We start from the raw sequence: 22,151 nt of genomic DNA, 5'->3' as shown, positions 1-22,151 counted from the left end.
GACCCAGGGTCCCTCAAGGAGGCCTTCACGGACATCTACAGGGCCCGTTCGACGAAAGCCCCCACGGCCAGCAGTTTCCGGTCTTCGCCTGCCGGGCCGTCGAGTGCCAGCCCGGCGGGGAGGCCGTCGCGTGCGCGCCCCATCGGGACGGTCAGGCCCGGGAATCCCGCGATACTGCCGGGCTGGCAGTTGCGGATGAAGGTGGGGAAGGTCGGGACCTCGCGTCCGCGGTGAACGAAGCTCCCGGCGGCCGAGAAATCCCGGGCCGTAGCGGGGGTGGTGGGGAAGGCCAGGGCGTCGATGCGGTTCTCCTCGAAGATCTTCGCGTAGGCGCGGCGCAAGGCGGATCGGGTCGCGAGGGCCGCCTCGTAGACGGCGGGCTCGACGCCCGGCACGACCGACTCGGCGAAGATCGCCCGGACGTCGGGCGCGGCGATCTCGCGAACGAGCCGCTCGAACGAGACCTCGGGTACGTACTCGGCGAGGTAGGACCGGAGCCCGGTGCCCGCTTCGTGGATCACCAGCGGCATTCCCTGGTCGGCGACGAGTTCGGCGAGAGGTGTGTCGTCGAGCGGCACCAGGGTGACGCCTGCCGCGTCCAGGCGGGCGAGCGCGGCCGCCCAGAGTTCTTCGACGTCCTCGGACAGGTCGCCGGTCAGGAACCCGTGCGGCACGCCCAGCCGGATCGGCGGGCTCTCGATCAGGGGCGACGGCGTTTCCGCCGCGAGGACCGCGTCGAGGAGCGCGAGATCGGCGACCGTGCGGGCGATCGGCCCGGCCGTGTCCCGCGTTCTGCTCAACGGTGTCATCCCGTCGGACGGGTACCGGCCCGTGGTCGGCCGGAAACCGCAAACCCCGTTGAGCGCGGCGGGGACGCGGGCCGAACCACCGGTGTCGGTGCCCAAACCGGCGGGCACGATGCCCGCCGCGACGGCGACCGCGGTCCCGCCGCTGCTGCCCCCGGCGAACCGGGACGGGTCACAGGCGTTGCGCACCGGGCCGAGCGGGGTCGTGTCGCAGGTGATGCCGAACGCGAGTTCGTGCATGGCCGCCTTGCCGATCACGACGGCGCCCGCGTCGACGAGGCGCCGGACCACGGTCGCGTGCTCGCGCGGAACGTGCTCGGCCAGTGCCGGGGTGCCCGCGGTGCTCGGCATCCCCGCGACGTGGATGTTGTCCTTGACCACCAACGGGATCCCGCCGAGCGGGCCGGCAGGCGCGGCCGTGTGATCGTGCGGCGCCAGATGGCCGATCGCGTTGAGATGCCGTAGTTCTTCCGCTCGCGCGCGGCTTTCCGCGACGCCCCAGGGTTCGCTCACGGCGCCAGCTTAGCGACCGTGATCGCCGATGAGGACCGTCGTTTCATCGTCCATTTTGGGCGGTCGCCGGTCAGGGATCCGGTTCGGCGCGATAGCCGTCGATCCGGGCGAGCAGGTCGCGGGCCGCCGGATCGGCGTGTCCGCGCAGAAGGGCCGCCAGCGGCGCGAGCCGGTCCTTGGTGCGGGTGGAGCCGAGGCCGCGTGCGAGATCCACCGCCTCGGTTCCGGTGCGGACGGCTTCGTCGAAATCGCCCTGGATCGCGTGGTTCTGCGCGAGCATGATCAAAGTGAGCGCGAGGCTGCGGGACATTTCGGCGCCGTAGCCGCCGACGGCGTCACGCAGCCGCGCGATCGCCTCTTCGCTGTGCCGGGCGGCGACCGTCCTGGCCAATTCGGTCAGGACGGTCCCGCGCATCGCGGCCATGTCCGTGGTGCCGAAGAAGGCTTCCCATGGTCTGGCCGCCGCCCAGGTGTCCGCGCTCTCGAACCGGCTCTCCGCCCGCGCCAGGGTCGCGAGAGCGGCACGTTCTTCGCCCGCCTTGGCCAGTGCCCACGCTTCGTTGACGGTCAGGATCGCCTGTGCCCGCAGGGAACCGGACCGCTGGGCGGCGGCTTGACCCTGGCGGAGATGGTTCAACCCGCCCTCGACGTCGTCATGGTGCAGCGCCAGCCTGCCGAGGCGGTAACAGATGTTGGCCATGAGATTGTCGTTGCCCGCCGCGGCGGCGAGACCGAGCGCGCGGTCGAACCGCAGCCGCGCCGGAACGCGGCGGCCGATGTCGAATTCCGTCCAGCCAAGCAGATTGTGCAGATCGGCGAGCACGGTCAGCAGCCGTGACCGGAGCCCGCCGGGTACCGCGCCCCAATTGAGCATGAGGCTGACCGACTTCACGACCCGCACCGCGTCGTGGGAAAAAGCGCCGCCCTGCCGGTAGTCCAGTGCGCGCAGGACATCGACCGCGTTTTCGAGACATTCGACGTCGGTGGTGCCGATGCGGTCCGGCGGGTCGCCTTTTCCTGCAGTTGTCATGAACTCACCTCACGCAAGTCATGGCTCGGTCACCGGCTACCCGGAGCCGCCCCGGTCGAAACCGGCCGTCACTCCGCGGGGTTCTTGATTTGACCCGTTCCAAAGACGCTCTTATGGTCCTTGGTGATGTCCGACTTCGAGGCACAGCTGCGAGCGGTTTCGTTGCGCGTGACGCGGCCTCGGCTGGCCGTGCTCGCGGCGCTGCGCGATCATCCGCACGTCGACACCGAAACGGTGATAGCGCTGGTGCGGGCCGACCTTCCCACGGTCTCCCACCAGGCGGTGTACGACGTGCTGCGGGCACTCACCGAAACCGGTCTGATCCGGCGTATCCAGCCCGCCGGCACACTCGCCCGTTACGAAACCCGGGTGGGGGACAACCATCACCATGTCGTGTGCCGTTCCTGCGGTGCGATCGCGGACGTCGACTGCGCCGTCGGCCATGCCCCTTGTCTCACCGCTTCGGGCGATCACGGGTTCGTGATCGACGAGGCGGAGGTCGTCTACTGGGGCCTGTGCCCCGGCTGCGCGGCCGAACCTGTCCAGCGATGAATTCGCCTGCCCGGAAGGAAAGAAATGAGTGACAACCCGGAGAAGGGCTGCCCGGTGGCCCACGACTCCGTGACCGCGCACGGAAGTGAGAGCGAGAACCCGGCGATCGACTCGCCGACGCCGAAGTCGGGCGGCCGCCCGCGCACCAACAAGGACTGGTGGCCCAACCAGCTCGACCTTTCGGTGCTGCACGTCCACTCGTCGAAGGCCAATCCTCTCGGCCCGGACTTCAGCTACGCCAAGGAGTTCGCGAAGCTCGACGTCGAGGCCCTCAAACGCGACATCGTGGAGGTGCTCACCACCTCGCAGGACTGGTGGCCCGCCGACTTCGGCCACTACGGCGGCCTGATGATCCGGATGAGCTGGCACGCCGCGGGCACCTACCGCATCCACGACGGCCGCGGCGGGGCCGGTGACGGCGGGCAGCGGTTCGCCCCGCTCAACAGCTGGCCCGACAACGCCAACCTCGACAAGGCGCGGCGGCTTCTGTGGCCGGTCAAGGAGAAGTACGGCCAGCGGATCTCGTGGGCCGACCTGCTCGTGCTCGCCGGGAACGTCGCGCTGGAGTCGATGGGGTTCAAGACGTTCGGCTTCGGTTTCGGCCGCGTGGACACCTGGGAGCCCGAGGAGATCTTCTGGGGTCCGGAAGACACCTGGCTGGGTGACGAGCGCTACGCGAGCGACACCGAGATGGTCCCCGACGTCGGCGCGACCGAGATGGGCCTCATCTACGTCAATCCCGAGGGACCCCGCGGCAACGCGGACCCGGCCGCGGCGGCGCATTTCATCCGGGAGACCTTCGCCCGGATGGCGATGAACGACGAGGAGACCGTCGCGCTCATCGCCGGCGGCCACACCTTCGGCAAGACCCACGGCGCGGGCATCGCCGACGACCATGTCGGCCCGGAGCCCGAAGCCGCCCCGCTCGAAACGCAGGGCCTCGGCTGGCTGAGCACCCACGGCAGCGGCAAGGGCGCCGACGCGATCACCAGCGGCCTGGAGGTGACGTGGACCGACAAGCCGACGCAGTGGAGCAACCGGTTCTTCGAGATCCTCTTCGGCTACGAATGGGAGCTCACCACGAGCCCCGGCGGCGCCAAGCAGTACGTCGCCAAGGACGCCGAGGCGATCATCCCGGACGCCCACGACCCGGCCAAGAAGCACAAGCCGACCATGCTCACCACGGATCTGGCGCTGCGCGTCGACCCGGCCTACGAGAAGATCTCGCGCCGCTTCCTGGAGAACCCGGACGACTTCGCGCTCGCGTTCGCCAAGGCCTGGTACAAGCTGCTGCACCGCGACATGGGCCCGGTCAGCCGCTTCCTCGGGCCGTGGGTGCCCGAACCGCAGCTGTGGCAGGACCCGGTGCCGGACGTCGATCACGAGCTCGTGGGGGACGCCGACATCGCCGCCCTCAAGTCGAAGGTGCTCGAGTCCGGGCTCACGGTCGCGCAGCTGGCCGGCACCGCGTGGGCGTCCGCGGCGAGCTTCCGGTCCACCGACAAGCGCGGTGGCGCCAACGGTGCCCGGATCCGTCTGGCGCCCCAGCGTGACTGGGAGGTCAACCAGCCGGAGCGGCTCGCGAGTGTGCTGGAGACCCTGGAAGGCATCCGGCGCGAGTTCAACGACGCCGGTGGCGCCAAGATCTCGCTGGCCGACCTGATCGTGCTGGCGGGCACGGCCGCCGTCGAGAAGGCCGCGCGCGACGCCGGCACCGAGGTGACCGTGGCGTTCCACCCCGGCCGCACCGACGCCACCCAGGAGGACACCGACGTCGAGTCGTTCGCGCTGCTCGAACCGCGTGCCGACGGATTCCGCAACCACCTGCGTCCCGAAGAGAAACTGCAGCCGGAGGTCCTGCTCGTCGAGCGCGCCTACATGCTCGACCTGACCGCGCCCGAGATGACCGTCCTCGTCGGCGGCCTGCGGTCGCTCGGGATCACCGCCCCCGACACCCGGCACGGCGTCCTCACCGACCGGCCCGGCGTGCTCACCAACGACTTCTTCACCAACCTCCTCTCACCGGGCACCCGGTGGAAGGTGTCGGAGTCGGAGGAGAACGTCTACGAGATCCGCGACGCCGCCACGGACGCGGTGAAGTGGACGGCCACCGCGGTCGACCTCGTCTTCGGCTCCAACTCCCAGCTGAGGGCACTCTCCGAGGTCTACGCGGGGCAGGCCGCGCGGGAGCGGTTCGCCGCGGACTTCGCCAAGGCGTGGACCAAGGTCATGGAACTGGACCGGTTCGACCTCGACTGACGCGGTTCGCCCCCGGACGCGACCCGGCACTTCGGCAGGGACTCGGCGAAGTTCGCCGCGTGGAGCCGCGCCGGAGTGCCGACGATGGAGGATTTGGGACGTTGAGTGTCCCGAATCCTCCATCGTCGAGGGGACCGCTCGGGCGACCTTTCACTTGCCTCAAGGGGTGTCGTCGAGCTCCGAATGCCGGGTGGCCAATGTCCGGGCGACTTCGGCGAGTTTGACGTTGAGATCCTGAGATGTCCGGCGCAGCAGGTCGAACGCCTCGTCGGCGGTCAGGCCGCGGCGTTGCATGAGGATCCCTTTCGCCTGCCCGATGACGTCGCGCGATTCGACGGCCCGCCGGAGATGGCTCGACTCCAGTTCCGCCCGGCTCACGGCGGTGGTGCTCGCCAGCGCGAGTGAGCCGTGGGTGGCCAGCAGGAGCGCGGTGTCCTGGGCCTGCGAGTCGAGGGCGCCGGGGCGGTGGCTGTAGATGTTCAGCGCACCGGGCACCCTCGGCGGGCTCGCGTAGGGCAGCAGCACGGTGGACAGGATCGCGGTGTACCCGTGCCGCACGGCCGCCGCGGAGAAATCCGGCCACCTCTTCTCCGCGGCGAGATCCTCACTGCGGATGTAGCCGGGGCTTCCGCTGTCGGCCGCATCGACGCAGGGCCCCGTTCCGGCGCGATACTGCACCTTGTCGAGTTCCAGCGCCACCTCGCCGGTCGAAACCGGGGTGTGGAAGGTCCCGTCCGGGGCACGGAGGGTGACCGAGACCAGATCCGCGCCCGGGACCACCCGGTACGCGGCCGCGACGACCTGTTCGAGGACCTGAGCCGGCGTCGAGGCGGCCAGCAGCAGGCGCGTGAGTTCGACGAACTGACCTGCCAGCGGGCCGGCCGAGGTGTACTCGCCGGTGCCGAACTCGTCCTTGTCGCGTTGCCACAGTCCTTCGTCCGCCATCGGCTGACCACCCCCGTCGAGTTCGGTGTCCTTCGCCGGATACCCGGTGGCGCGGTCGGCCAACCGGCGGCCGGAACGTCCTATGTGGACGGTCCTACGGGTCGACCCGCTTGCGGAGAAGGCAGAACACGTTGCCTTCGGGGTCGGCGAGCACGTGCCACGACTCTTCCCCCGTCTGGCCGACGTCGGCGGGCCGTGCCCCGGCGGCGAGCAAGCGCTCCAGTTCCGCGTCCTGGTCGCGGTCGGTGGGGTTCACGTCGATGTGCAGCGGGAGTTTGCCCGGTTTCGGATCGTCGCTGCGGCTCAGGATCAACGTGGGCTGCGGGCCGCCGAAGCCCACGCCGGGCGGGCCGATCTCGATGTCTTCGCCGTCTTTGCCGATCTCGACGTACCCGAGCACTTCGCACCAGAAAGCCGCCATCCGGACCGGATCGGCGCAGTCGAGGATGAGTTCGGTGATACGGCAGGCCATGCGGCGAGGATAACCCGATCCGGGGGCATGGATCCGCGCGGATCGGGTACCCGGGGGCGTCGAGTTGATCCCGAACCGAGGAGGCGGCCGTGGCCGGTGACGTCGTGGACTTGATCATGCAGGACCATCGCGAGGTGGAGCGGCTGTTCCGCGAACTCGAACGGCATCCGGAGAAACGGCCGCTGCTCGTCCCGGTGCTCTCGTCGCTGCTCACCGCGCACAGCCGCGCCGAGGAGGCCGAGGTGTACCCGGCGGCCAAGGGCGAGGCCGACGAGGCCGAAGACGTCGCGCATGGCCAGAAGGAACACGCCGAAGCCGAGCAGCTGCTCGCGAAGCTGAACGAGACCGAGCCCGAATCGAAGCAGTTCGAGAAGGTGCTCTCCGACCTCGTCGAGGCCGTCACGCATCACGTGAAGGAAGAGGAATCCACCGTCCTGCCGAAGATGCGGCGCGAGCTGAACGAAGCGCGGCGGCGCGAGCTGGGGGAGGCCTTCGTGAGCAGCCGGACTTCGCATCTCGGCGACCGCCCCGGTGAGGCCACCAAACGGGAGTTGCTGACCCAGGCGCGCAACGCGGGCGTGACGGGTGCGTCGAAGATGGGCAAGGACGAGATCGCGCGTGAGGTGGCCAAGTCGTCCTGACCGTCCGGGTGCGACGGTTGCGGACCGGACCGCACCCTTCTACCGTCGATGGATGGCGATCGACTCCGAAGCAGGGCAGGCCGCTCCCCTCGTCGTGGCCGAGGCGGCTCGCTCCGAAGAAGCGATCACCGTCGAGGTGGCGGGTGACATCGACGTTTCGACCAGCCCCCGGCTCCGGGCCGAGCTGTTCGAGTTGCTGGCGCACGGCCCCGGCACCGCGGTGATCGACATGACCGGTGTCGGCTTCTGCGATTCGTCGGGGCTTTCCGTGCTGGTGCAGCTGAACCGGCACTGCCAGGAGTACGGGATCGACCTGAGTTTCGCGCCCTCCAAGGTCTTGCGCCGGGCCATCGAGCTCACCGGGCTTTCGCCGACGCTGAAGTTGGCGGGCCGCTAAGCGACCACGCGGACGGTGCCCAGCTCGGGATCCGCGGCGTCGTAGATGAACATGCCCGCCCGGACGCCGGTGCGGAGATAATCGATGATCGCGTCGGTGAACACCTCACCCGGGGCGATCGCCGGAACCCCAGGCGGATAAGGGCTGACCATCTCCGCGCTGACCCGTCCCTCGGCCTTGTCCAGCGGCACATGCTCGGCCTCGGCGAAGAACGCGTCGCGGGGCAGCATCCGCATTTCCAGTTCCAGATCCGCGCCGGAGGGCAGGTCGACCGGCGGCCGCCGCTCGAAGTCGTGGTCCGTCAGCCCTCGCAAACCGTGCAGCAGGGCGGAAAGGGTGTGTTCGTCATCGGCGTGGGTGATCTGCACCGCGATCCGCCGGTGATCGGACAAGCCCGTGTGCAGATGACGTTCGGCGAGCTGGTCGGCCGCCTGGTACCCGGTGATGCCCTTCCCGGCGACGTCGATCACGATCTTGAGGGGGTCGTGTTCGAACGCGAGCGGATGGAACTCCTCCGCCATCGCGTGCAGACCGGAGATGCCCTCGATCTCCTCGCGTGCCCGGGCGGCCAGCGTCAGCGCCTTGCCCAACAGTTCTCCGCCGTGCTCGACCATCTGCCTGCGCCAGCCGTCGAGGGAGGCATACAGCAGCGCGGAAGTGCTCGTCGTGCCAAGCAGATCCTCCCTCGCCTTCAGCAGATCCGGGGAAACACGGTCACCCCGCAGGTGGAACACCGAGGCCTGCTCCAGCCCGCCGCCCATCTTGTGCGTGCTCGTGACACACAGATCGGCTTCCCCGTCCATCGCCCAGGTCGGCAGGTCGTCGTGGAACGGGTAGTGCGCGCCCCACGCCTCGTCGACGATCAGCGGCTTGTCCGCGGCGTGCAAGGCACGGGCGACGCCCCTGATGTCGGCGCAGGTGCCGTAGTCGGTCGGAGTGATCAGCAACATGCCTTTGACGTCGGGGGCTTCCGCCAGTGCCGCCTCGGTCTCTTCCGGGCCGGGAGGATGCGCGAGATGGTGCTCCTCGTCGTACCGGGGGCGCACCCAGACCGGATGCACGCCGCTGATCACCAGACCGGCGACGACGGATTTGTGGGCGTTGCGGGACACCAGAAGCCGTTCGCCGGGGCCGGCGACGGCGAGCATGGCGCTCTTGACCGAAAGCGAACTCCCGCAGGTGGAGAAGAAAGTGTGCTCCGCGTCCACCGCGTCGGCCATCAGCTCCTGCGCCCGGCCGAGCACGCCACGCGACATCCGGCGGTCGTCCAAACCGTTGAGGGTCAGCAGATCCGACGCGAACGCGTCGTGACCCAGCAGGTCCAGCACCCGTGGATCCGCGCCGCGGCCCTGTTTGTGGCCTGGCGGGGTGAAGGCCAGCCCGCCCGCTCGGCGGTAGGCCTCGATGGCTTCCAGCACCGGTGCGCGCGAGTGGTCCATCCTGCCTCCGATCAGCGGCCGAGGGCGTTCTGCAGTTCCTTCTTGGTCATGCTGGAACGGCCTTTGATGTTGCGTTTCTTGGCCTCGTTGTAAAGCTGGTCCTTGGTCGGCCCGCCGGGACCCTTCCGGTTGCCGGACCGCTGCCCGCCGCGTTTCTGCGGGGAGGTGTCCTTGGTCGAACTCTTGCTCGCCGTCTTCGATTCACCCGACTGCGCGCGGTTCTTGTTGACCGTGCGTGCCGCGATCTCCTCGGCGCGGCCGGTGCTCGCGCCGCGTTTCTTCTGCGACGACTTGATGTGCTCGTACTGACGTTCGCGTTTGCCGCTCCAGCTCTGTTCAGGCACGGGTCCTCCTTCGTCGTGACCTGCGGATACCCGTTCGGGCCGCCGGTGAATCCAAAGATCACCCGTCCAGGTCGGCGCGGCCGCCTGGCCGATGTTTGCGCCGGCCGGCCGCCGGGTACCAGCCGGATGACGAACGGACCCATTCAGTCCACAAGGGACGGAGGTTGCTTCGATGAGCGCGCCGCTCCTCATGGAGGACGTCGACCGGCACGTCTCAGGGGAGCCGAGGATGCCCGCCCCTCGGGACCGCCGAACACGGCGGAAGGACGACTACGCGCATTGCCGCCCCTTGTTCGACGAGCTGGCCGCGTTGCCCGGCGGCCACCCGGACCGGCGGCGCCTGCGGGAACGCCTGATCCTCGAACTGCTGCCGATCGCCGAGCACATCGCCGTCCGGTTCAGCGGACGCGGCCAGCCGAGGGAAGACCTGATCCAGGTGGCGCGGATCGGCCTGATGAAGGCCGTCGACCGGTTCGATCCCGCGCAGGGCGGGGATTTCCTTGCCTACGCGGTGCCGACGGTCATGGGGGAGGTGCGGCGGTTCTTCCGCGACACCGGCTGGGCGGTGCACGTCCCGCGCGGGATGCAGGAACTGCGCACCCGGCTTTCGCGGGCGACCACGGAACTGACCCAGACCCTCGGCCGCGCGCCGACCCCCTCCGAACTCGCCGCGCGTCTCGACGTGGACGCCGACACCGTCCGCGAGGGCCTGCTCGCCGCGAACAGCTACCAGACCTCGTCTCTCGACCGGCCGGTCAACGACGGCGAGGGCTCGCTTCCCCTGTCCGATGTGATGGGGGAACTGGATTCCCGGTTCGAGCACATCGAGGACCGGCACACCGTGGTCCCGCTGCTGCGGCGGCTGCCGGAACGGGAACGGGCCATCGTCACGATGCGGTTCTTCGGCGGGATGACCCAATCCCAGATCGCCGAACGCGTCGGTATCTCCCAGATGCACGTTTCCCGTCTGCTCACGAAGATCCTGCAGGATCTGCGCGGCAGGCTCAGCGACTGAACAGCCTGCCGAGCCCCTGCCGTACCGGCGGGGTGCCCAGCGCGTGCAGCGCGTCCCAAAGGGTGACCGCGGTGGCCGTCAGCACGGGTTTGCCGAGGCCGGTTTCGAGGTCTTCGAGCAGTGGTGTCGTGTGCAGCGCGGTTTCGGGGATCAGGACGGCCTCGGCGTCGTCGTGGTCGGCCGCGGTCGCCAGTTCGGTGATCCGGTGGCCGTCCCAGGCGGCGAGCGCCCGATCCGAAGGCGCGTCGGCGGAAACCGAATGAACGGTGTCGATTCCGGCCTCGGCGAGGAAATCGGCGAAACTCGCGGTCGTGTCGCGGTGATAGACCGACGCGAGCGCCACTCGCCCGGCCCCTAGGTGGGCCAGCGCGGTGAGATACGCCAAGGAAGTACTTCGCGCGGGAACGCCGAGCCGTTCGCTGAGCACGCTCGCCTGTTCGCGCGCGCCGGAGAGGCCGCGCGTGAAACTGCAGCTGGAGCAGGCCCAGCTCGCGACGTCCGGCGCCGTGGCGAACCGCGCGGCGGCCGCGAGCCTCTCCGGCGCCCCGAGTTCGCGGACGGCTTCGTGCTTCTCGGCAGGATCGAGGTCGTCGACCCGGCCGATGTGCTCGCCCCACGGGACGTAGGCGAAGTCCACGGTGAGATCCGGATCCAGTTTTCGCGCGCACGCGAGGAAATCGTCCTCGCCGCAGTCTCGCGTCGGGTACAGCAGGCCGATCACGGTTCACTCCTCCGGGTTCGTCGCCCTTGGGAGGTACCCGACGCGAGCCGCGATCACCCGGCGGGCGGGACGCGGAAATCCGGCGGGGTGAGCTGCCCGACGCGATGGTCGTCCTCGCGGACGGCCTCGACGAAACGCACGACCTCGGCGGGCCGTGGCGTGGCGGACTTCCCGCCCAGGTAGCGGAGGACGATGAGGTCCTCGCCGGAATGGGTCTCGATCGCCACGGCCCAGCCGTGGACTTCGTCCCACAGCAGGGCGACGTCGCGTTCTGGATGGGTGGCGAGCCGCTCGTCGAGCGCGACATACGCCGAGACCGGGTTGTCGAGGTCGACGGTGCAGGACTCGAGGCCGACGCCGAGTGCCTCGGTGATCTCGCCGAGATAGCCCCACACGGCGTCGCGGGTGTGCGGGTGGCTGACAGGCATGGTGAGCAACGAGGATTTCCCCTTCCTTCCCCGGTCGTGTCCGGTGCGGGACCCGGGCGGCCCCGCACCGGACACGACACTCAGGCCTGGATCTCCTTGCGGTCGGACGAGGTGGCGCCGGAGATTTCGATACGCCGCGGCTTGGCCTTCTCGGCGATGGGGATGCGCAGGGTCAGCACGCCGGCTTCGTATCCGGCCGCGATGCGGTCGGTGTCGAGGGCGTCGCCGAGGAACAGCTGCCGGGAGAAGACGCCGAGCGGGCGTTCGGAGACTTGCATCTGGACGTCCTTGCCGGGCGCGGGCCGCCGCTCCGCCTTGACCGTCAGGACGTTGCGTTCGACGTCCAGCTCGATGGCGTCCGCGGCCACGCCGGGAAGGTCGAAGCAGACGACGAACTCGTCGCCGTCGCGGTAGGCGTCCATCGGCATGGTGGCCGGTTTGGACCAGGTCCCCGGGCTAGCGGTGCCGAACATCTGCTGGGTCAGCCGGTCGAACTCGCGGAACGGGTCGGTGCGCATCAACATCGGATTCCACCTCCTGGAGTCGTCTTCTCTGGTGTCAACACGCACTACTGTTCTAACATGTCATCGAAACGATGACAACCACCGAGTCGTCGATGGGATGACAGATGATGGACGAAGACCCCTCCCGGACCGTGCGCGCGGTGCGCGACGTGGTGGCAGAGGCACGCTCCGGCGTCACGGAACCGGAGCGGCTGCTGGCGGCCTTGGCGGCACTGAGGGAGGTCCGTGAACAACTGGCCGCCTGGGAGCCGGAGCTGATCGCGGCGGCTCGCGCGGGCGGGACCAGCTGGACCGCGCTCGCCCCGGCGCTGGGGGTCGCGAGCCGTCAGGCGGCGGAGCGGCGGTTCCTGCGGTTGCGGCCGTCCGTCACCGGTGAGCGCACGGGCGAGGCCAGGGTCGACGCGGAACGTGACCGGCGGGCGGGTGATCGCGCGGTCGCCGAGTGGGCCCGGCGCAATTCGGCGATCCTGCGGCAACTCGCCGGACAGGCCGGCGCGCTGCCCGGGCTGGACGCGGAGGCGAGGGAAAGCGCGGACCGGCTGAGCGCCGTGCTCGGCGAGGACGACGTCACCGGTCTCCTCGCCCCGCTGGCCGACCTGCGCGCCCGCCTGCCCCGCGAGCACACCGGCTTCGCCGAACGGCTCGGGGAGATCGGCATGCACACCGAGCAGGTCCGACGGGACGCCGTCGACGACCGGCGGGATCGCCAATCCTCACGGTGACGCGGCGGCGACAGTGTCGCGAAAGCCACTTTCGGGACATCAGACGTCGCGAAAGTGGCTTTTCGCGACGCGTCCGACCGGGGAGAAGCATCGGCGAGGTGGTGAGGGCCTCCTTCGCTACCTTCAGGGTAGGGAAGGAGGCCCTCACGACCGGTGCGCTACTGGCAGGCTTCGCAGTCCGGGTCGTCGATGCGGCAAGCGGCGCCGTCGGTGAGCGGGAAGTCGAAATCGTCGAGCGCGGGGACGGCCAGGGCGGTCTCTTCCGGCGTGGCGGTGGCGGACATGTCTCTCCCTCGGTACGGAACTGGTCTCATCTCTCTGTAGCGCTGAAGATCGCCGGTCATTCCGTGACCCGCGCCACACGGATCAGACCGTCCGGAACAGCGTCTCCGCGTCGTCCACCGCCTTCGCGAGGACACCGGGATCCGCGCGCAAACCGGTGAGGATCGTGTCCATCTCGCGCAAGCCCGCGCGCCGCAGCAGCCGTTTCTCGTTGGTGACCCACTCGCCTCGGGCCGCGAGGACCGCGTGCGCCGTCTCCATGGCGGCGGTGGCCAGCGCGCCCGCGACCTCCGTGGCCTGCCCGCGCGGGACGAAGGCGCCGCGGGTGTACCGCAGCGTCAGCTCGGCGCGGCCCCGCCACATCCCCGGAGCCGTCTCCCGCAACGCTTCCGGGTAGTCCGGTCGTGGCAGGTCGCCGCGCAGCACGCGGTTGACCGCGAGTTCCGCGACGGGCAGGTAGCTCGGGACGCCCGCGAGATGGAACATCAGCGGCTCCCAATGGAACCGGCCTTGCCGTGCTTCGGCGAGATGGTGTTCGACGGCGTCGAGGTCGCGGTAGTGGACGTCGACCTGTCTGCCGTCGATCGTGAGCCAGGCGCCGCCGTTGAACACGCCGCCGCCCCAGGCGCCGATCTCGGAGACTTCGCCGTCCCAGCCTGCGGCGCGAAGGTCGGCCGGGTCGAAGCCGCCGCGGTAGTAGACGGCGAAATCCCAGTCGCTGCCGGGACCGTGGGTGTCCTGGGCGCGGGATCCGCCGAGGGTGACGGCGTGCACGGCGGGCAGGGCGGCGAGGCCGTCGGCCACGTGGGCAAGGAAAGTGTCATCGTTCATCGCGCGAAGATCGTAAAGCCTTGCCCCGCGTGGAAGCGACGGGTTTTGCGCGTCGGTGAATCAGAGCGAGATGTTCCCGTGCACGTCGCGGGTCTGGACGACCTTCCCCGACACCGTGCCGGAAATCGTGTTCACCACGCCGCCGGACCGGTCCCATTCACGGCGAAGCCGCTCGGCGAATCCAGGGTCTTCGTCCTCGGCCGCGGACAGGCGAGTCGCCAGCTCCTGGACCTCGGGGGAATCCTCCGCGGCACCTTCCGCGGCTTCGAGTACCGCCGCGGCTTCCGGGTCTCCGGCGAACTTTTCCTTCACCAGCTTGTACAAACCGGTCACGGAGCGAGCGGCGAGGGCGGCGGCGAGAGAGATGAGGACCGGTTCTGGCATCGGATGGCTCCCCGTTGGATCCGGTCGGACACGGCCGTCCTCACGATACCGGTACCCCCGCGGGGTTGACGGTGCCCGGACCGAAGTCCGGGCGACCCGGGATGCGTCAGCAGTTCCACCAGCTCGCGATGACCGCGAAAAGCGTGGGGACATCGGGAAGTGCATCAAGAATCGTGAGGATGGGCAACGTTCTCCTAGGTAATGCGAAGATATCGGGGCGGTTCGGTCGACCCCGTCGATTTCGAGACGGATCGTAGAGATGATCTTGCCCGTTCGCAATACCCAGCTTCTACTCAGAGTTGTTCGGCCATTCGGGTTACGCCCGTTCGACATGCGGATCTGGTTAATGATCAGTAGTCGGACACGTGCTGCGACGCAAATTATCACTCTTCAGTGAAGACGCCTACCGATCGGGCGAGGAGGAGCAGGGCACGCGACGGTGTCCTCGTGGCCTGACCTCGCGAGCGGCACGATCGGATCCGGCCCGGCTATCTCGGCTAGCAAGCCTTCGAGTTTCGCGGCTTTTCGATCCCGCCCCTTGACCCGGTACAGCTCCGCGGCCTGGCGCCAGGCGTTTCGTGCGGCCGCGCGGTTCCCGCGGTCGGCCAGGACCTGACCGAGCGCCGCCAACGCCCGCGCGCGACCATTGACGTGTTTCGCACGTTCGGCCAGTTCGACGGCGTGCTGTGCGTGGCGCAGGGCGTTCCGGTCTTCACCTCGGGCATGCTCGAGTTCGCTTGTCACGGTGTAAAGCCGCATCGCGGCGGTCAAGCCCCGGACCTCGTCGAGGAGGTCGTAGGCGGGGCGCCGATGTGATTCCGCGGCATCCAGTTCCCCGAGCGTCGTGAACAGGTCGACAAGCGCGGTATGGCTGGCCACGGTGCCTGCCGCGTCGTTCGCCTGCCGGCGCAGTTCGAGCGCGAGCCGGTAGTGCGGCAGCGCCTCGTGGTGAAGATCGAGATCTGTCAGGGCGTCGCCGAGCCGGTGAGCGGCCACGGCGCGACGCTCCTGATCTCCGATGGACTCCGCGAGCCGCAAGCACTCTCGATACATGGCGACCGCTTCGGGAAGCCGTCCGCCGTACTGGTGGCGGCGGGCCATGTTCAACATCACGGTCACCTCGCCCACGGGGATATCGTGCCGTCGGACGAGGTCGAGAGCCCGGTTCAGGTAGCGGTTCGCGAGATCGTCGGCCCCTGTGATCAGGTGGATCTCGCCAAGGTCGTTGAGGGAGGACGCCTCCGCATGGACGTTCCCGTCCGCCGCCGCGGACGAAATGGCCACGGACATCGCACTGATGCAATCTTCGTACAGTCCGTAACGCTTCAGAGCGTCGATCAGGCAATGCGGCAGTTGCCAGGCGTAACCGTGGAGATTCTCCCGTGCCGCGCAGAAGATCGCGGACAGCAGATTGGATCTTTCGAGCAGACTCCAGCCGAATGCCTCGGTCGCGTCGTCGAAACGGTGGGGTACGCAACCCGGTTCGACGGGGGGCAATGGCGGGCCTTGCCGGTGGGGGAAAGCGGCTCGCCGCGCCGCATCCGCGCTGTGGAGGTAATAGGAGAACATGCGCCGCTGCGCCGCCGCGAATTCGCGGTCGCCCCGGACGAGGACGGCAGCGTACCGGTGAAGGAGATCGTGGACCCGATAGCGATCGCTGTCGCCGGGCTGCACGGCGAGATGTGCCGAAACCAGGGCGTCCAAGGCGCGCTGGGTGTCCAGGCGGGTGGTGGCGGCCATCGCGCTCAAGGCTTCGACGCTGATCTCGGTTTCGGGGTGGATTCCCAGGATGCGGAACACTCGGGCGTTGGCCGGAGTGAGCGCCTGGTACGCCAAGGAAAAAGCTGAGCTGAGGCTCGCGTCCGTACTGTCGCCGTCATCGCCGATGTGGAGGAGGATGTCGGGGTCACGTAACTGGCTGACGAGGGTCGTCAAGGTGGTCCCAGTCCGGTTGGCGGCGCGTTCGGCGATGAGGGTGAGCGCGAGCGGGAGACCGTCTCCGAGTCGCGCGAGTTGCGCTACGGCCTCAGGTTCCCGCGATGTCCGCGCACCGATCCGCCGTATCAGGAATTCAGTGGAGTCAGGCAACGGCAAGTTGTTGAGGGTGATGTTACGGACGTCATGCCGCACTGACAGCGTGGTGAGACGGCGGCGGGACGTGATGAGGACGACGGATTCGGCCAGCGCGGTGAGCAGAAGGCGAATATGCGCGCTGTCCGCCGCGTTGTCCAGGATGATCAGCATTGGGCGCTCCGCGAGAAGCGATCGCAACTTGGCCTCCCGGCCCGCCGGCCCGGTGATGAAGTTGACTGGGTAACCCAAGGCGTCAAGGAGGGTGTCGATCACCTCCGGCACCTCGACGCGCGGAGCGGTGCCATCGCCGTGGAGGTCGATGAAGAAGGTGCCCAAGGCATGCCGGGCGCTCGTGCGATGGGTCCATCTCAGCGCGGTGGCCGTCTTGCCGACTCCGGCCGCGCCGACGAGCGCGATCACCGCGGGGTGGGGAGGCCCTTCGCGTGCTCCGGTGTGCTCGTCGAGCGACGCCAGGATCGCTTCCCGGCCGGTGAAATCGGTGATGTCGCGGGGAAGCCGGCGCAACAGCAGTGGAACGTTCGGTTCACGGCGTGGCGGGGGAAGCCAGTCCGCCGCCGACGGTGGCTCGGGTTCGGGAAAGGAATCCTGGAAACGGCGGAGTTCTTCGGCGCCCCGGTCGTCGCCGTCGGCCCGGAGTTGCCGCCGTGCCGCCAAATAGTACTCGTTGGCGTCGTTGTGCCGCCGGAGTTTGTGCAGGAGGGTCAGCCGTCGCCGGGCGAGACCGACGATGAAACCGTGCTCGCGGTGGAGATCATTGAGCCGCCGGAGCGCCGGTTCGTACTTCTCCAGTCCGATGTACGCGTCGATCAGCAGGCCGTTGGCGGGTATCCATTCATCGGAGATGACGGAATTACGCCAGTTCTCCGCCCATTCCGTGTGCACTTCGGCGAGTGGAATGTCTCGCCACAGCGGGAGCGCGGCTTCGAGAAGTGTGCGTATTCGTTCGTGATCGTGTTCGCGGGCCGCCTGATGCGCGGAAGTGATCAGATCGCTGAGCCGGAAGTAGTCGATCGTTTTACGGTCGACACTGAGCTGGTAGCCGCCGCCGATGTTGTCGAGGCTCGCGTTCGTGTCGCCGCGCCGCAAGGTCGCGCGTATCCGGTTGGCGTAGGTATGCAGTGTCGCGGCGGGGTTCCGCGGAATCCGGTTCTCCGGCCAGGCCTGCCGTACGAGCGTTTGGATGGGAACGCGCCGTCCCGCCTGTGCGAGCAGGACGGCGAGAACGGCGTGTTCTTGCGCTCTTCCCCATTGCACGGTCAAATGACCGTGCATCCGTACGATTGTCTGGCCGAGAAAACCGAGCGAAATGAGCTGCTCCACGGGGCCTCCCCTCCCAAGGTGTCACCGAGGTGACTGCGCTCCCATGGTCGAGTTTCGCAGCTGGATCCGGATCTGGCCAGGTCAACAGGGTGGCTGACAGGCATCTGTCATGTCTCTGGCATCTCGTGAAAGGGAAGTGTTATTCCCGGAACAGGGCGCTGAACGATCGGCCCGTCACGCTTTTCCGCAGTGACGATGAATCACTGAAACGAGTGGAGGCGGGAATGACGGAACGACTGCGGATTTCGTCGGTTTCGGGACGGGGGCGGCGATGACCGGTACCTCCTGGGCGCGCGTGCCGGGAAGCAGGACGGCCGAGCGATGGCTGACCAGAACGGGGTGCCGCCGGGTGCTCGCGGTGGTGCCGCATATGACGGCGGGGACCCGGCTGACGGACGTGGTGCCCCTCCTGGAGGCGGACACCCGGGTCCAGATCGCCTTCTCCACGCCGGATGGCCCCGATACGTGGCCCGGTGTCGACGAGTACCTGCGTCGTTCGGGCGGCCTTGTCCTGCCGTGGCACCAGGCCGCGCGAATGCGTTTCGATCTGGCCCTCGCGTCCAGCCACGTGGGCATCGACGAGGTGGAGGCGCCGGTGATGGTGCTGCCTCACGGCACCGGTGGGGTCCGGTCGCGCGTCAGCCCCCACGGGACGGAGGTCGCGGGGCAGCCCAGGGATCTGCTCGTCCGGGACGGCAGGGTGGTCCCGGCGGCGATGGTGTTCGCGCACGAGGACGACGCCAGGCGGATGTGCCGGGTCTTCCCCGAAGCGGCTTCACGTGTCGTCGTCGCCGGCGACGTCTGCTACGACCGGATCCGGGCGAGCATGCCACTGCGACTGCGATACCGGGACGCGGCCGGTGTCGAAGCGCACCAGAAACTGGTGATGGTCAGTTCGACCTGGTCGCCGCACTCGCTGTTCGGCGGGAATCTGGACCTGATCGCCATGCTGGCCGCGGCGCTGCCCGCTCCCGAGTACCGCGTGATGGTGGCGCTGCATCCGCTGACCTGGTCGGCGCACGGAACCCGTCAGGTTCGCGCGTGGCTCGCCGACGCGCTCGAAGCGGGGATCCGGCTCTTGCCGCCCGAGGAGGGTTGGCGCGCGGCTTTGGTCGCGTCGGACTGTGTGATCGGGGATCACGGCTCGGTGACGCAGTACGCAGCCGGCCTGGGGAAACCGGTCCTGCTCAATCCCGGCTCCGTGCTCGACGTCCGGAAGGGAAGCCTCGCGGACAGGCTCTGGAAGGTCGCCCCGGTGCTCGATCCCGCGGGATCCCTGCGGCGGCAGGTGGACGAGCTTGTCGCCGGGGGCGCTCGCGGCCGCGTTCCGGCCATCGAGAAGCGGATCACCTCGATGCCGGGGGAGGCGGCGGCGCGGCTCCGTCAGGAGATCTATCGGATACTCGGGATGCCCGAGCCGGACCGTCCGGTCCACGTCGCGCCGGTGCCGCTGCTCACCCGGGAATCGACATGAGGGCAGAGGCGTACGGCGCCCTCGTCGAGGTGCGGTGGACCGACGAGTGCGGCCTGCCGGACCACGTGCTCGTGGCCTGGACGGGCCGGACTCCCGGGATCTGGGTTCGCCGGGCCGATCTGGTCCTCTGCACCGCCACTCCGGACGTCGCGTGGCGGCACGCGGGCGAGGTTCTGGCCGCGTTGCCCGGGGCGCTGGCGGTCATCGCCGGGAGGGTGATCCGGTTCCGGGAGCATCGGACGGCCACGAACCTTCGCCTTGCCCGCGAGGCAGTGCACGAGATCGACGGTTGGTCCCGCTATTCCGGCGATGCGGCGGAGGGGTTTTCGGTGCCGTCCGCGATAGCCGCGATCCGCGCCTCCACGCGGTGCGCCTTGAGATCCCTCGACGCGCGGTAGATCTTCAACGCCTGCCGGAGATGAGTGCGGGCTGCGTGAGTCTCGCCCTCGCGCAGCCTGCTTTCCGCCAGGACTTCGAGCGCCTCGGCGTGATACGGATCGGCCCCGGCACGGTTCAACGTGGTCACCGCTTCTTCCAGCAGCCGGGAGGCTTCGCCTGGACGTCCCAGCGTGAGGTGGGCGTCGCCGAGCCGTGTCTGTGCCCGCGCGTGGAGGACGACGTCGCCGATCGTCAGCGCTTCGGCGGCCGAGCGCTCCAGATGATCGATGGCCTCCTGAGTCCGGCCCAAGGCCGCGTTGGCCTCTCCGATCCGCCTCAGCTGCAGTACCACGCCGCGTCGTTGCCCCGATTTCTCCGCGAGCCGCAGGGCGCGGGTGAAATGTTCCAGCGCGTGCCGGTGGTCACCGGTGCTTTGCGCGACGATGCCGAGGTGTTCCCACGCGGTCGCCTCGCCGGCCGGGTCCTCGATCGTGCGTGAGACCTCCAACGAGGCCGTGAACTGTCTCCGCGCTTCCTCGAATTTCTCGGTGTTGAGGTAGGCGTAACCGAGCTGGATGTGCATCCGCGCTTCCACGGCGGGATCCGCGCAGCGCCGCGCGGCGGTCACGGCCCATTTGTGCGTCTTCTCCCATTGACGGTAGTGCTTGCGGTAGAGGAAGAAACCCCACAGTCCTTCACAGAACTGCCAGACTTCCTGCCACCAGCCCTCGTCGACGGCCGCGTGCATGGCAGCGACGACGTTCGCGAGTTCCCCTTCCACCCAGTCCAAGGCGTCCCGGGTGCCGGAGAACCGTGATGCCTGCTCGCGCGGGCGGTCACGGCGCGGGCTGAGCCGATGCCGGTGCGGGATGATGACGAGGTCCGCTTCGGCGACATTGTCGAGGTACCAGTTCAGCATTCTCCGCAGCGCGCCGGCCCGGGCCGACGGTTCTTCCGTCCTGGCCGCCTGTTGCCGCGCGTGTACCCTGGCCAGATCGTGGAACTGGAACCGGTCGGGCCCGATGTCGGTCAGCAGGCTGGAAACGACAAGGGAATCCAACGCGTTCTCGGTCTCGGTCGCGGTGCGGTCGATCGCGGCCGCGGCGAGACCGGCGCCGAACTCGCGGCCGGGATGGAGACCCAGCAACCGGTAGACCCGCGCCGTTTCCGCGTCCAGTTCTTCGAAGGACAGGTCGAAACTCGCCTGAACACTGGCTTCGTCGGCGATGCTGAGCGCTTCCAGCCGCCGTCTTTCGTCGGAGAGCGCGCCGACCAGATGGGAGATCGGCCATTGGGGCCTGGTCGAGAGCCGGGCGGCCGCCACGCACAGGGCGATCGGCATGCCACCGCAGAGCGCGACGAGTTCTCTGGCGCGTTCGGGCTCGGTCGTGACGCGGTGCGTGCCGACGGTCCTTTCGAGCAGTCTCAACCCCGCGGCTTCGTCGAGCGGGTCGACGACGAGTACCCGCGCGCCGTCCATGGCCAGTGCGCCCAGCCGCCACCGGCTGGTGACGACGACCACGCTGTCCGGTGAGGCGGGCAGCAACGGTCTTACCTGCGCGGCCGAGTCCGCGTCGTCGGCGAGGACGGCGAACTTCTTCCCGGCGGTGACCGACCGGTACATGGCCGCCTGCTCGGCGATCTCGGCGGGCACCTGCCCGGCGGGCACGCCGAGCGCGCGGAGGAAACCGCCGAGGACGTCGTCGGGAGTCGTCGGCTCGTCGGCGCTGAACGCCCCTAGGTTCACGTAGAGCTGACCATCGGGAAAACGGTCGATGTGCTTCGTGATCCACCGTGACGCGAGTGCCGTCTTCCCCATTCCGCCGGACCCGGTGATCACCGCCAGCGCCGGCCCCTGCCGCTGGTCGTCGTCGAGCAACCGGGTCAGCGTGGTCAGTTCCCGTTCCCGGTCGGTGAACGACGAGGACACCGGAAGCAACTGCCGTGGGACGACGGGCTTCACCTCCTGCTGGAGGAAGACGTCGCCGTGTACGGCACCGACCTGTACCGAGGTTCCGGAGACGTCGCCGGTGATCCTGTTTTCGTGTCTGTCGCCTGATTCCATTCCGAGCAGCACCCCCTGTACCGAGTCTGGTCACCCGAGGCCCGCCGTGGTACCGCCCTCATGGCGAAGCTACGTGTGATGTCGACTACTGATCGGCGCGGATCGGGCTCGTGCCGAGCTCACGACCGGGTAGTACCACGATGGGTATTGCGCACCAGGCCCCATGCCACTCGAACGGTGTACGTAATCGCATCGGCCGCCGTGACTTGCGCGCGAGCCCATGTCCGTGCTCGGACGATGACCACGCTCCCGGGGAAGACTCGGCGTGCCACCGGCGCCCGATCTGTCTACAGTGGACTCGGAATGCCGTCGTCCGCGCCGTCCGCCAGGCTGTCGGTCCGGTGTGGACGGTCCTGTCTCTCGTGATCACGGGCTGGGCGGCGAACGCCGGACAACTGGTCCTGTGCTCGCAACGGACAGTTCGCCTCGATTGGGCGATCGGTTCATGCCATGATGTCCGGGTTCCGGTTGGGTCGTGAGTGGCAATGAGCGTTAGAACGCTCATTGCCACTCAC

The 22,151-nt window shown here is 68.7% G+C and carries 22 protein-coding genes; 8 read left to right on the top strand and 14 right to left on the bottom strand.

Annotated elements, in window-relative coordinates; translation table 11 throughout:
• Positions 1 to 35: 35 nt before the first annotated feature.
• Both ACFWIW_RS40155 and ACFWIW_RS40150 read right to left on the bottom strand, forming a co-directional pair.
• Positions 36 to 1,319 carry an amidase family protein gene (locus ACFWIW_RS40155; RefSeq protein ID WP_378373281.1) on the bottom strand — a complete coding sequence of 428 codons (1,284 nt, stop codon included), beginning with the start codon at positions 1,317 to 1,319 and terminating at the stop codon, positions 36 to 38.
• Positions 1,320 to 1,389: 70 nt separating this feature from the next.
• On the bottom strand, positions 1,390 to 2,349 hold the full coding sequence (locus tag ACFWIW_RS40150) for a hypothetical protein (protein ID WP_378373280.1): 960 nt from the start codon (positions 2,347 to 2,349) through the stop codon (positions 1,390 to 1,392).
• 126 nt (positions 2,350 to 2,475) lie between these two features.
• Between ACFWIW_RS40150 and ACFWIW_RS40145 the strand changes: the two genes are divergently transcribed.
• Positions 2,476 to 2,901, top strand: a complete 426-nt coding sequence (locus tag ACFWIW_RS40145) for a Fur family transcriptional regulator (RefSeq protein WP_378373279.1) — start codon at positions 2,476 to 2,478, stop codon at positions 2,899 to 2,901.
• A gap of 24 nt (positions 2,902 to 2,925) precedes the next feature.
• Positions 2,926 to 5,160 carry a catalase/peroxidase HPI gene (katG, locus tag ACFWIW_RS40140; RefSeq protein WP_378373278.1) on the top strand — a complete coding sequence of 745 codons (2,235 nt, stop codon included), beginning with the start codon at positions 2,926 to 2,928 and terminating at the stop codon, positions 5,158 to 5,160.
• A gap of 159 nt (positions 5,161 to 5,319) precedes the next feature.
• On the opposite strand, the gene ACFWIW_RS40135 is transcribed toward katG, so the two are convergent.
• Both ACFWIW_RS40135 and ACFWIW_RS40130 read right to left on the bottom strand, forming a co-directional pair.
• Positions 5,320 to 6,105, bottom strand: a complete 786-nt coding sequence (locus ACFWIW_RS40135; RefSeq protein ID WP_378373283.1) for an ANTAR domain-containing protein — start codon at positions 6,103 to 6,105, stop codon at positions 5,320 to 5,322.
• A 94-nt stretch (positions 6,106 to 6,199) separates the two neighbouring features.
• Positions 6,200 to 6,577, bottom strand: a complete 378-nt coding sequence (locus ACFWIW_RS40130; protein ID WP_043849108.1) for a VOC family protein — start codon at positions 6,575 to 6,577, stop codon at positions 6,200 to 6,202.
• Between the two features lie 89 nt (positions 6,578 to 6,666).
• Here ACFWIW_RS40130 and ACFWIW_RS40125 point away from each other — a divergent pair, with 89 nt between their 5' ends.
• A complete protein-coding gene (locus tag ACFWIW_RS40125; protein WP_378373277.1) occupies positions 6,667 to 7,218 on the top strand; it encodes a hemerythrin domain-containing protein in 552 nt (183 codons plus the stop codon).
• Positions 7,219 to 7,270: 52 nt separating this feature from the next.
• Positions 7,271 to 7,615, top strand: a complete 345-nt coding sequence (locus ACFWIW_RS40120; protein WP_378373276.1) for an STAS domain-containing protein — start codon at positions 7,271 to 7,273, stop codon at positions 7,613 to 7,615.
• Here the strand turns inward: ACFWIW_RS40120 and ACFWIW_RS40115 are convergent.
• Together ACFWIW_RS40115 and ACFWIW_RS40110 are read right to left on the bottom strand one after the other, a co-directional pair.
• Positions 7,612 to 9,054 carry an aminotransferase class I/II-fold pyridoxal phosphate-dependent enzyme gene (locus ACFWIW_RS40115; protein WP_378373275.1) on the bottom strand — a complete coding sequence of 481 codons (1,443 nt, stop codon included), beginning with the start codon at positions 9,052 to 9,054 and terminating at the stop codon, positions 7,612 to 7,614. The two genes, ACFWIW_RS40120 and ACFWIW_RS40115, sit on opposite strands and share 4 nt — an antisense overlap.
• Positions 9,055 to 9,065: 11 nt before the next feature.
• A complete protein-coding gene (locus tag ACFWIW_RS40110) occupies positions 9,066 to 9,398 on the bottom strand; it encodes a plasmid stabilization protein (RefSeq protein ID WP_378373274.1) in 333 nt (110 codons plus the stop codon).
• A 229-nt stretch (positions 9,399 to 9,627) separates the two neighbouring features.
• Here ACFWIW_RS40110 and ACFWIW_RS40105 point away from each other — a divergent pair, with 229 nt between their 5' ends.
• Positions 9,628 to 10,413 carry a SigB/SigF/SigG family RNA polymerase sigma factor gene (locus ACFWIW_RS40105; RefSeq protein WP_378373282.1) on the top strand — a complete coding sequence of 262 codons (786 nt, stop codon included), beginning with the start codon at positions 9,628 to 9,630 and terminating at the stop codon, positions 10,411 to 10,413.
• Here the strand turns inward: ACFWIW_RS40105 and ACFWIW_RS40100 are convergent.
• The 3 genes from ACFWIW_RS40100 to ACFWIW_RS40090 all read right to left on the bottom strand — a co-directional run bounded on the left by ACFWIW_RS40100 (position 10,403) and on the right by ACFWIW_RS40090 (position 12,086).
• Positions 10,403 to 11,134, bottom strand: coding sequence for a decarboxylase (locus ACFWIW_RS40100; protein WP_378373273.1), 732 nt, complete (start codon positions 11,132 to 11,134; stop codon positions 10,403 to 10,405). The genes ACFWIW_RS40105 and ACFWIW_RS40100 overlap by 11 nt on opposite strands.
• 53 nt (positions 11,135 to 11,187) lie before the next feature.
• A complete protein-coding gene (locus tag ACFWIW_RS40095) occupies positions 11,188 to 11,562 on the bottom strand; it encodes a DUF6292 family protein (protein ID WP_378373272.1) in 375 nt (124 codons plus the stop codon).
• A gap of 80 nt (positions 11,563 to 11,642) precedes the next feature.
• The gene (locus tag ACFWIW_RS40090; protein WP_378373271.1) at positions 11,643 to 12,086 is read right to left on the bottom strand and encodes an Hsp20/alpha crystallin family protein; all 444 of its coding nucleotides are present in this window, start codon (positions 12,084 to 12,086) and stop codon (positions 11,643 to 11,645) included.
• A 107-nt stretch (positions 12,087 to 12,193) separates the two neighbouring features.
• Between ACFWIW_RS40090 and ACFWIW_RS40085 the strand changes: the two genes are divergently transcribed.
• Positions 12,194 to 12,808: an HSP18 transcriptional regulator gene (locus tag ACFWIW_RS40085; protein ID WP_378373270.1), complete on the top strand. Its 615-nt coding sequence runs from the start codon at positions 12,194 to 12,196 to the stop codon at positions 12,806 to 12,808.
• A 158-nt stretch (positions 12,809 to 12,966) separates the two neighbouring features.
• On the opposite strand, the gene ACFWIW_RS40080 is transcribed toward ACFWIW_RS40085, so the two are convergent.
• The 4 genes from ACFWIW_RS40080 to ACFWIW_RS40065 all read right to left on the bottom strand — a co-directional run bounded on the left by ACFWIW_RS40080 (position 12,967) and on the right by ACFWIW_RS40065 (position 17,719).
• A complete protein-coding gene (locus tag ACFWIW_RS40080; RefSeq protein ID WP_007031507.1) occupies positions 12,967 to 13,092 on the bottom strand; it encodes a hypothetical protein in 126 nt (41 codons plus the stop codon).
• A gap of 82 nt (positions 13,093 to 13,174) precedes the next feature.
• Positions 13,175 to 13,921, bottom strand: a complete 747-nt coding sequence (locus ACFWIW_RS40075) for a nucleotidyltransferase domain-containing protein (RefSeq protein WP_378373269.1) — start codon at positions 13,919 to 13,921, stop codon at positions 13,175 to 13,177.
• Positions 13,922 to 13,981: 60 nt separating this feature from the next.
• Positions 13,982 to 14,305, bottom strand: coding sequence for a hypothetical protein (locus ACFWIW_RS40070; protein ID WP_378373268.1), 324 nt, complete (start codon positions 14,303 to 14,305; stop codon positions 13,982 to 13,984).
• Between the two features lie 390 nt (positions 14,306 to 14,695).
• Positions 14,696 to 17,719 carry a BTAD domain-containing putative transcriptional regulator gene (locus ACFWIW_RS40065; RefSeq protein ID WP_378373267.1) on the bottom strand — a complete coding sequence of 1,008 codons (3,024 nt, stop codon included), beginning with the start codon at positions 17,717 to 17,719 and terminating at the stop codon, positions 14,696 to 14,698.
• Between the two features lie 271 nt (positions 17,720 to 17,990).
• Here ACFWIW_RS40065 and ACFWIW_RS40060 point away from each other — a divergent pair, with 271 nt between their 5' ends.
• Together ACFWIW_RS40060 and ACFWIW_RS40055 are read left to right on the top strand one after the other, a co-directional pair.
• A complete protein-coding gene (locus ACFWIW_RS40060; protein WP_378373266.1) occupies positions 17,991 to 19,193 on the top strand; it encodes a hypothetical protein in 1,203 nt (400 codons plus the stop codon).
• Positions 19,190 to 19,591, top strand: coding sequence for a hypothetical protein (locus ACFWIW_RS40055; RefSeq protein ID WP_378373265.1), 402 nt, complete (start codon positions 19,190 to 19,192; stop codon positions 19,589 to 19,591). The genes ACFWIW_RS40060 and ACFWIW_RS40055 overlap by 4 nt, the downstream gene beginning before the upstream one ends.
• On the opposite strand, the gene ACFWIW_RS40050 is transcribed toward ACFWIW_RS40055, so the two are convergent.
• Positions 19,492 to 21,636: a tetratricopeptide repeat protein gene (locus ACFWIW_RS40050; protein WP_378373264.1), complete on the bottom strand. Its 2,145-nt coding sequence runs from the start codon at positions 21,634 to 21,636 to the stop codon at positions 19,492 to 19,494. The genes ACFWIW_RS40055 and ACFWIW_RS40050 overlap by 100 nt on opposite strands.
• Positions 21,637 to 22,151 lie beyond the last annotated feature (515 nt).

This window comes from Amycolatopsis sp. NPDC058340 (assembly GCF_042723975.1).
Classification (GTDB): Bacteria; Actinomycetota; Actinomycetes; order Mycobacteriales; family Pseudonocardiaceae; genus Amycolatopsis.
Note: the sequence above shows the minus strand (reverse complement) of the source record. Positions and strands in the feature narration are given on the sequence as shown.

Bases quoted from the DNA above. Each gene is read 5' to 3' on its own strand.
- ACFWIW_RS40150 (WP_378373280.1), bottom strand. From the start codon at position 2,349: ATGACAACTGCAGGAAAAGGCGACCCGCCGGACCGCATCGGCACCACC.
- ACFWIW_RS40145 (WP_378373279.1), top strand. From the start codon at position 2,476: ATGTCCGACTTCGAGGCACAGCTGCGAGCGGTTTCGTTGCGCGTGACG.
- katG (WP_378373278.1), top strand. From the start codon at position 2,926: ATGAGTGACAACCCGGAGAAGGGCTGCCCGGTGGCCCACGACTCCGTG.
- ACFWIW_RS40135 (WP_378373283.1), bottom strand. From the start codon at position 6,105: ATGGCGGACGAAGGACTGTGGCAACGCGACAAGGACGAGTTCGGCACC.
- ACFWIW_RS40130 (WP_043849108.1), bottom strand. From the start codon at position 6,577: ATGGCCTGCCGTATCACCGAACTCATCCTCGACTGCGCCGATCCGGTC.
- ACFWIW_RS40120 (WP_378373276.1), top strand. From the start codon at position 7,271: ATGGCGATCGACTCCGAAGCAGGGCAGGCCGCTCCCCTCGTCGTGGCC.
- ACFWIW_RS40115 (WP_378373275.1), bottom strand. From the start codon at position 9,054: ATGGACCACTCGCGCGCACCGGTGCTGGAAGCCATCGAGGCCTACCGC.
- ACFWIW_RS40105 (WP_378373282.1), top strand. From the start codon at position 9,628: ATGCCCGCCCCTCGGGACCGCCGAACACGGCGGAAGGACGACTACGCG.
- ACFWIW_RS40095 (WP_378373272.1), bottom strand. From the start codon at position 11,562: ATGCCTGTCAGCCACCCGCACACCCGCGACGCCGTGTGGGGCTATCTC.
- ACFWIW_RS40090 (WP_378373271.1), bottom strand. From the start codon at position 12,086: ATGTTGATGCGCACCGACCCGTTCCGCGAGTTCGACCGGCTGACCCAG.
- ACFWIW_RS40085 (WP_378373270.1), top strand. From the start codon at position 12,194: ATGGACGAAGACCCCTCCCGGACCGTGCGCGCGGTGCGCGACGTGGTG.
- ACFWIW_RS40080 (WP_007031507.1), bottom strand. From the start codon at position 13,092: ATGTCCGCCACCGCCACGCCGGAAGAGACCGCCCTGGCCGTCCCCGCG.
- ACFWIW_RS40075 (WP_378373269.1), bottom strand. From the start codon at position 13,921: ATGAACGATGACACTTTCCTTGCCCACGTGGCCGACGGCCTCGCCGCC.
- ACFWIW_RS40070 (WP_378373268.1), bottom strand. From the start codon at position 14,305: ATGCCAGAACCGGTCCTCATCTCTCTCGCCGCCGCCCTCGCCGCTCGC.
- ACFWIW_RS40060 (WP_378373266.1), top strand. From the start codon at position 17,991: ATGACCGGTACCTCCTGGGCGCGCGTGCCGGGAAGCAGGACGGCCGAG.
- ACFWIW_RS40055 (WP_378373265.1), top strand. From the start codon at position 19,190: ATGAGGGCAGAGGCGTACGGCGCCCTCGTCGAGGTGCGGTGGACCGAC.
- ACFWIW_RS40050 (WP_378373264.1), bottom strand. From the start codon at position 21,636: ATGGAATCAGGCGACAGACACGAAAACAGGATCACCGGCGACGTCTCC.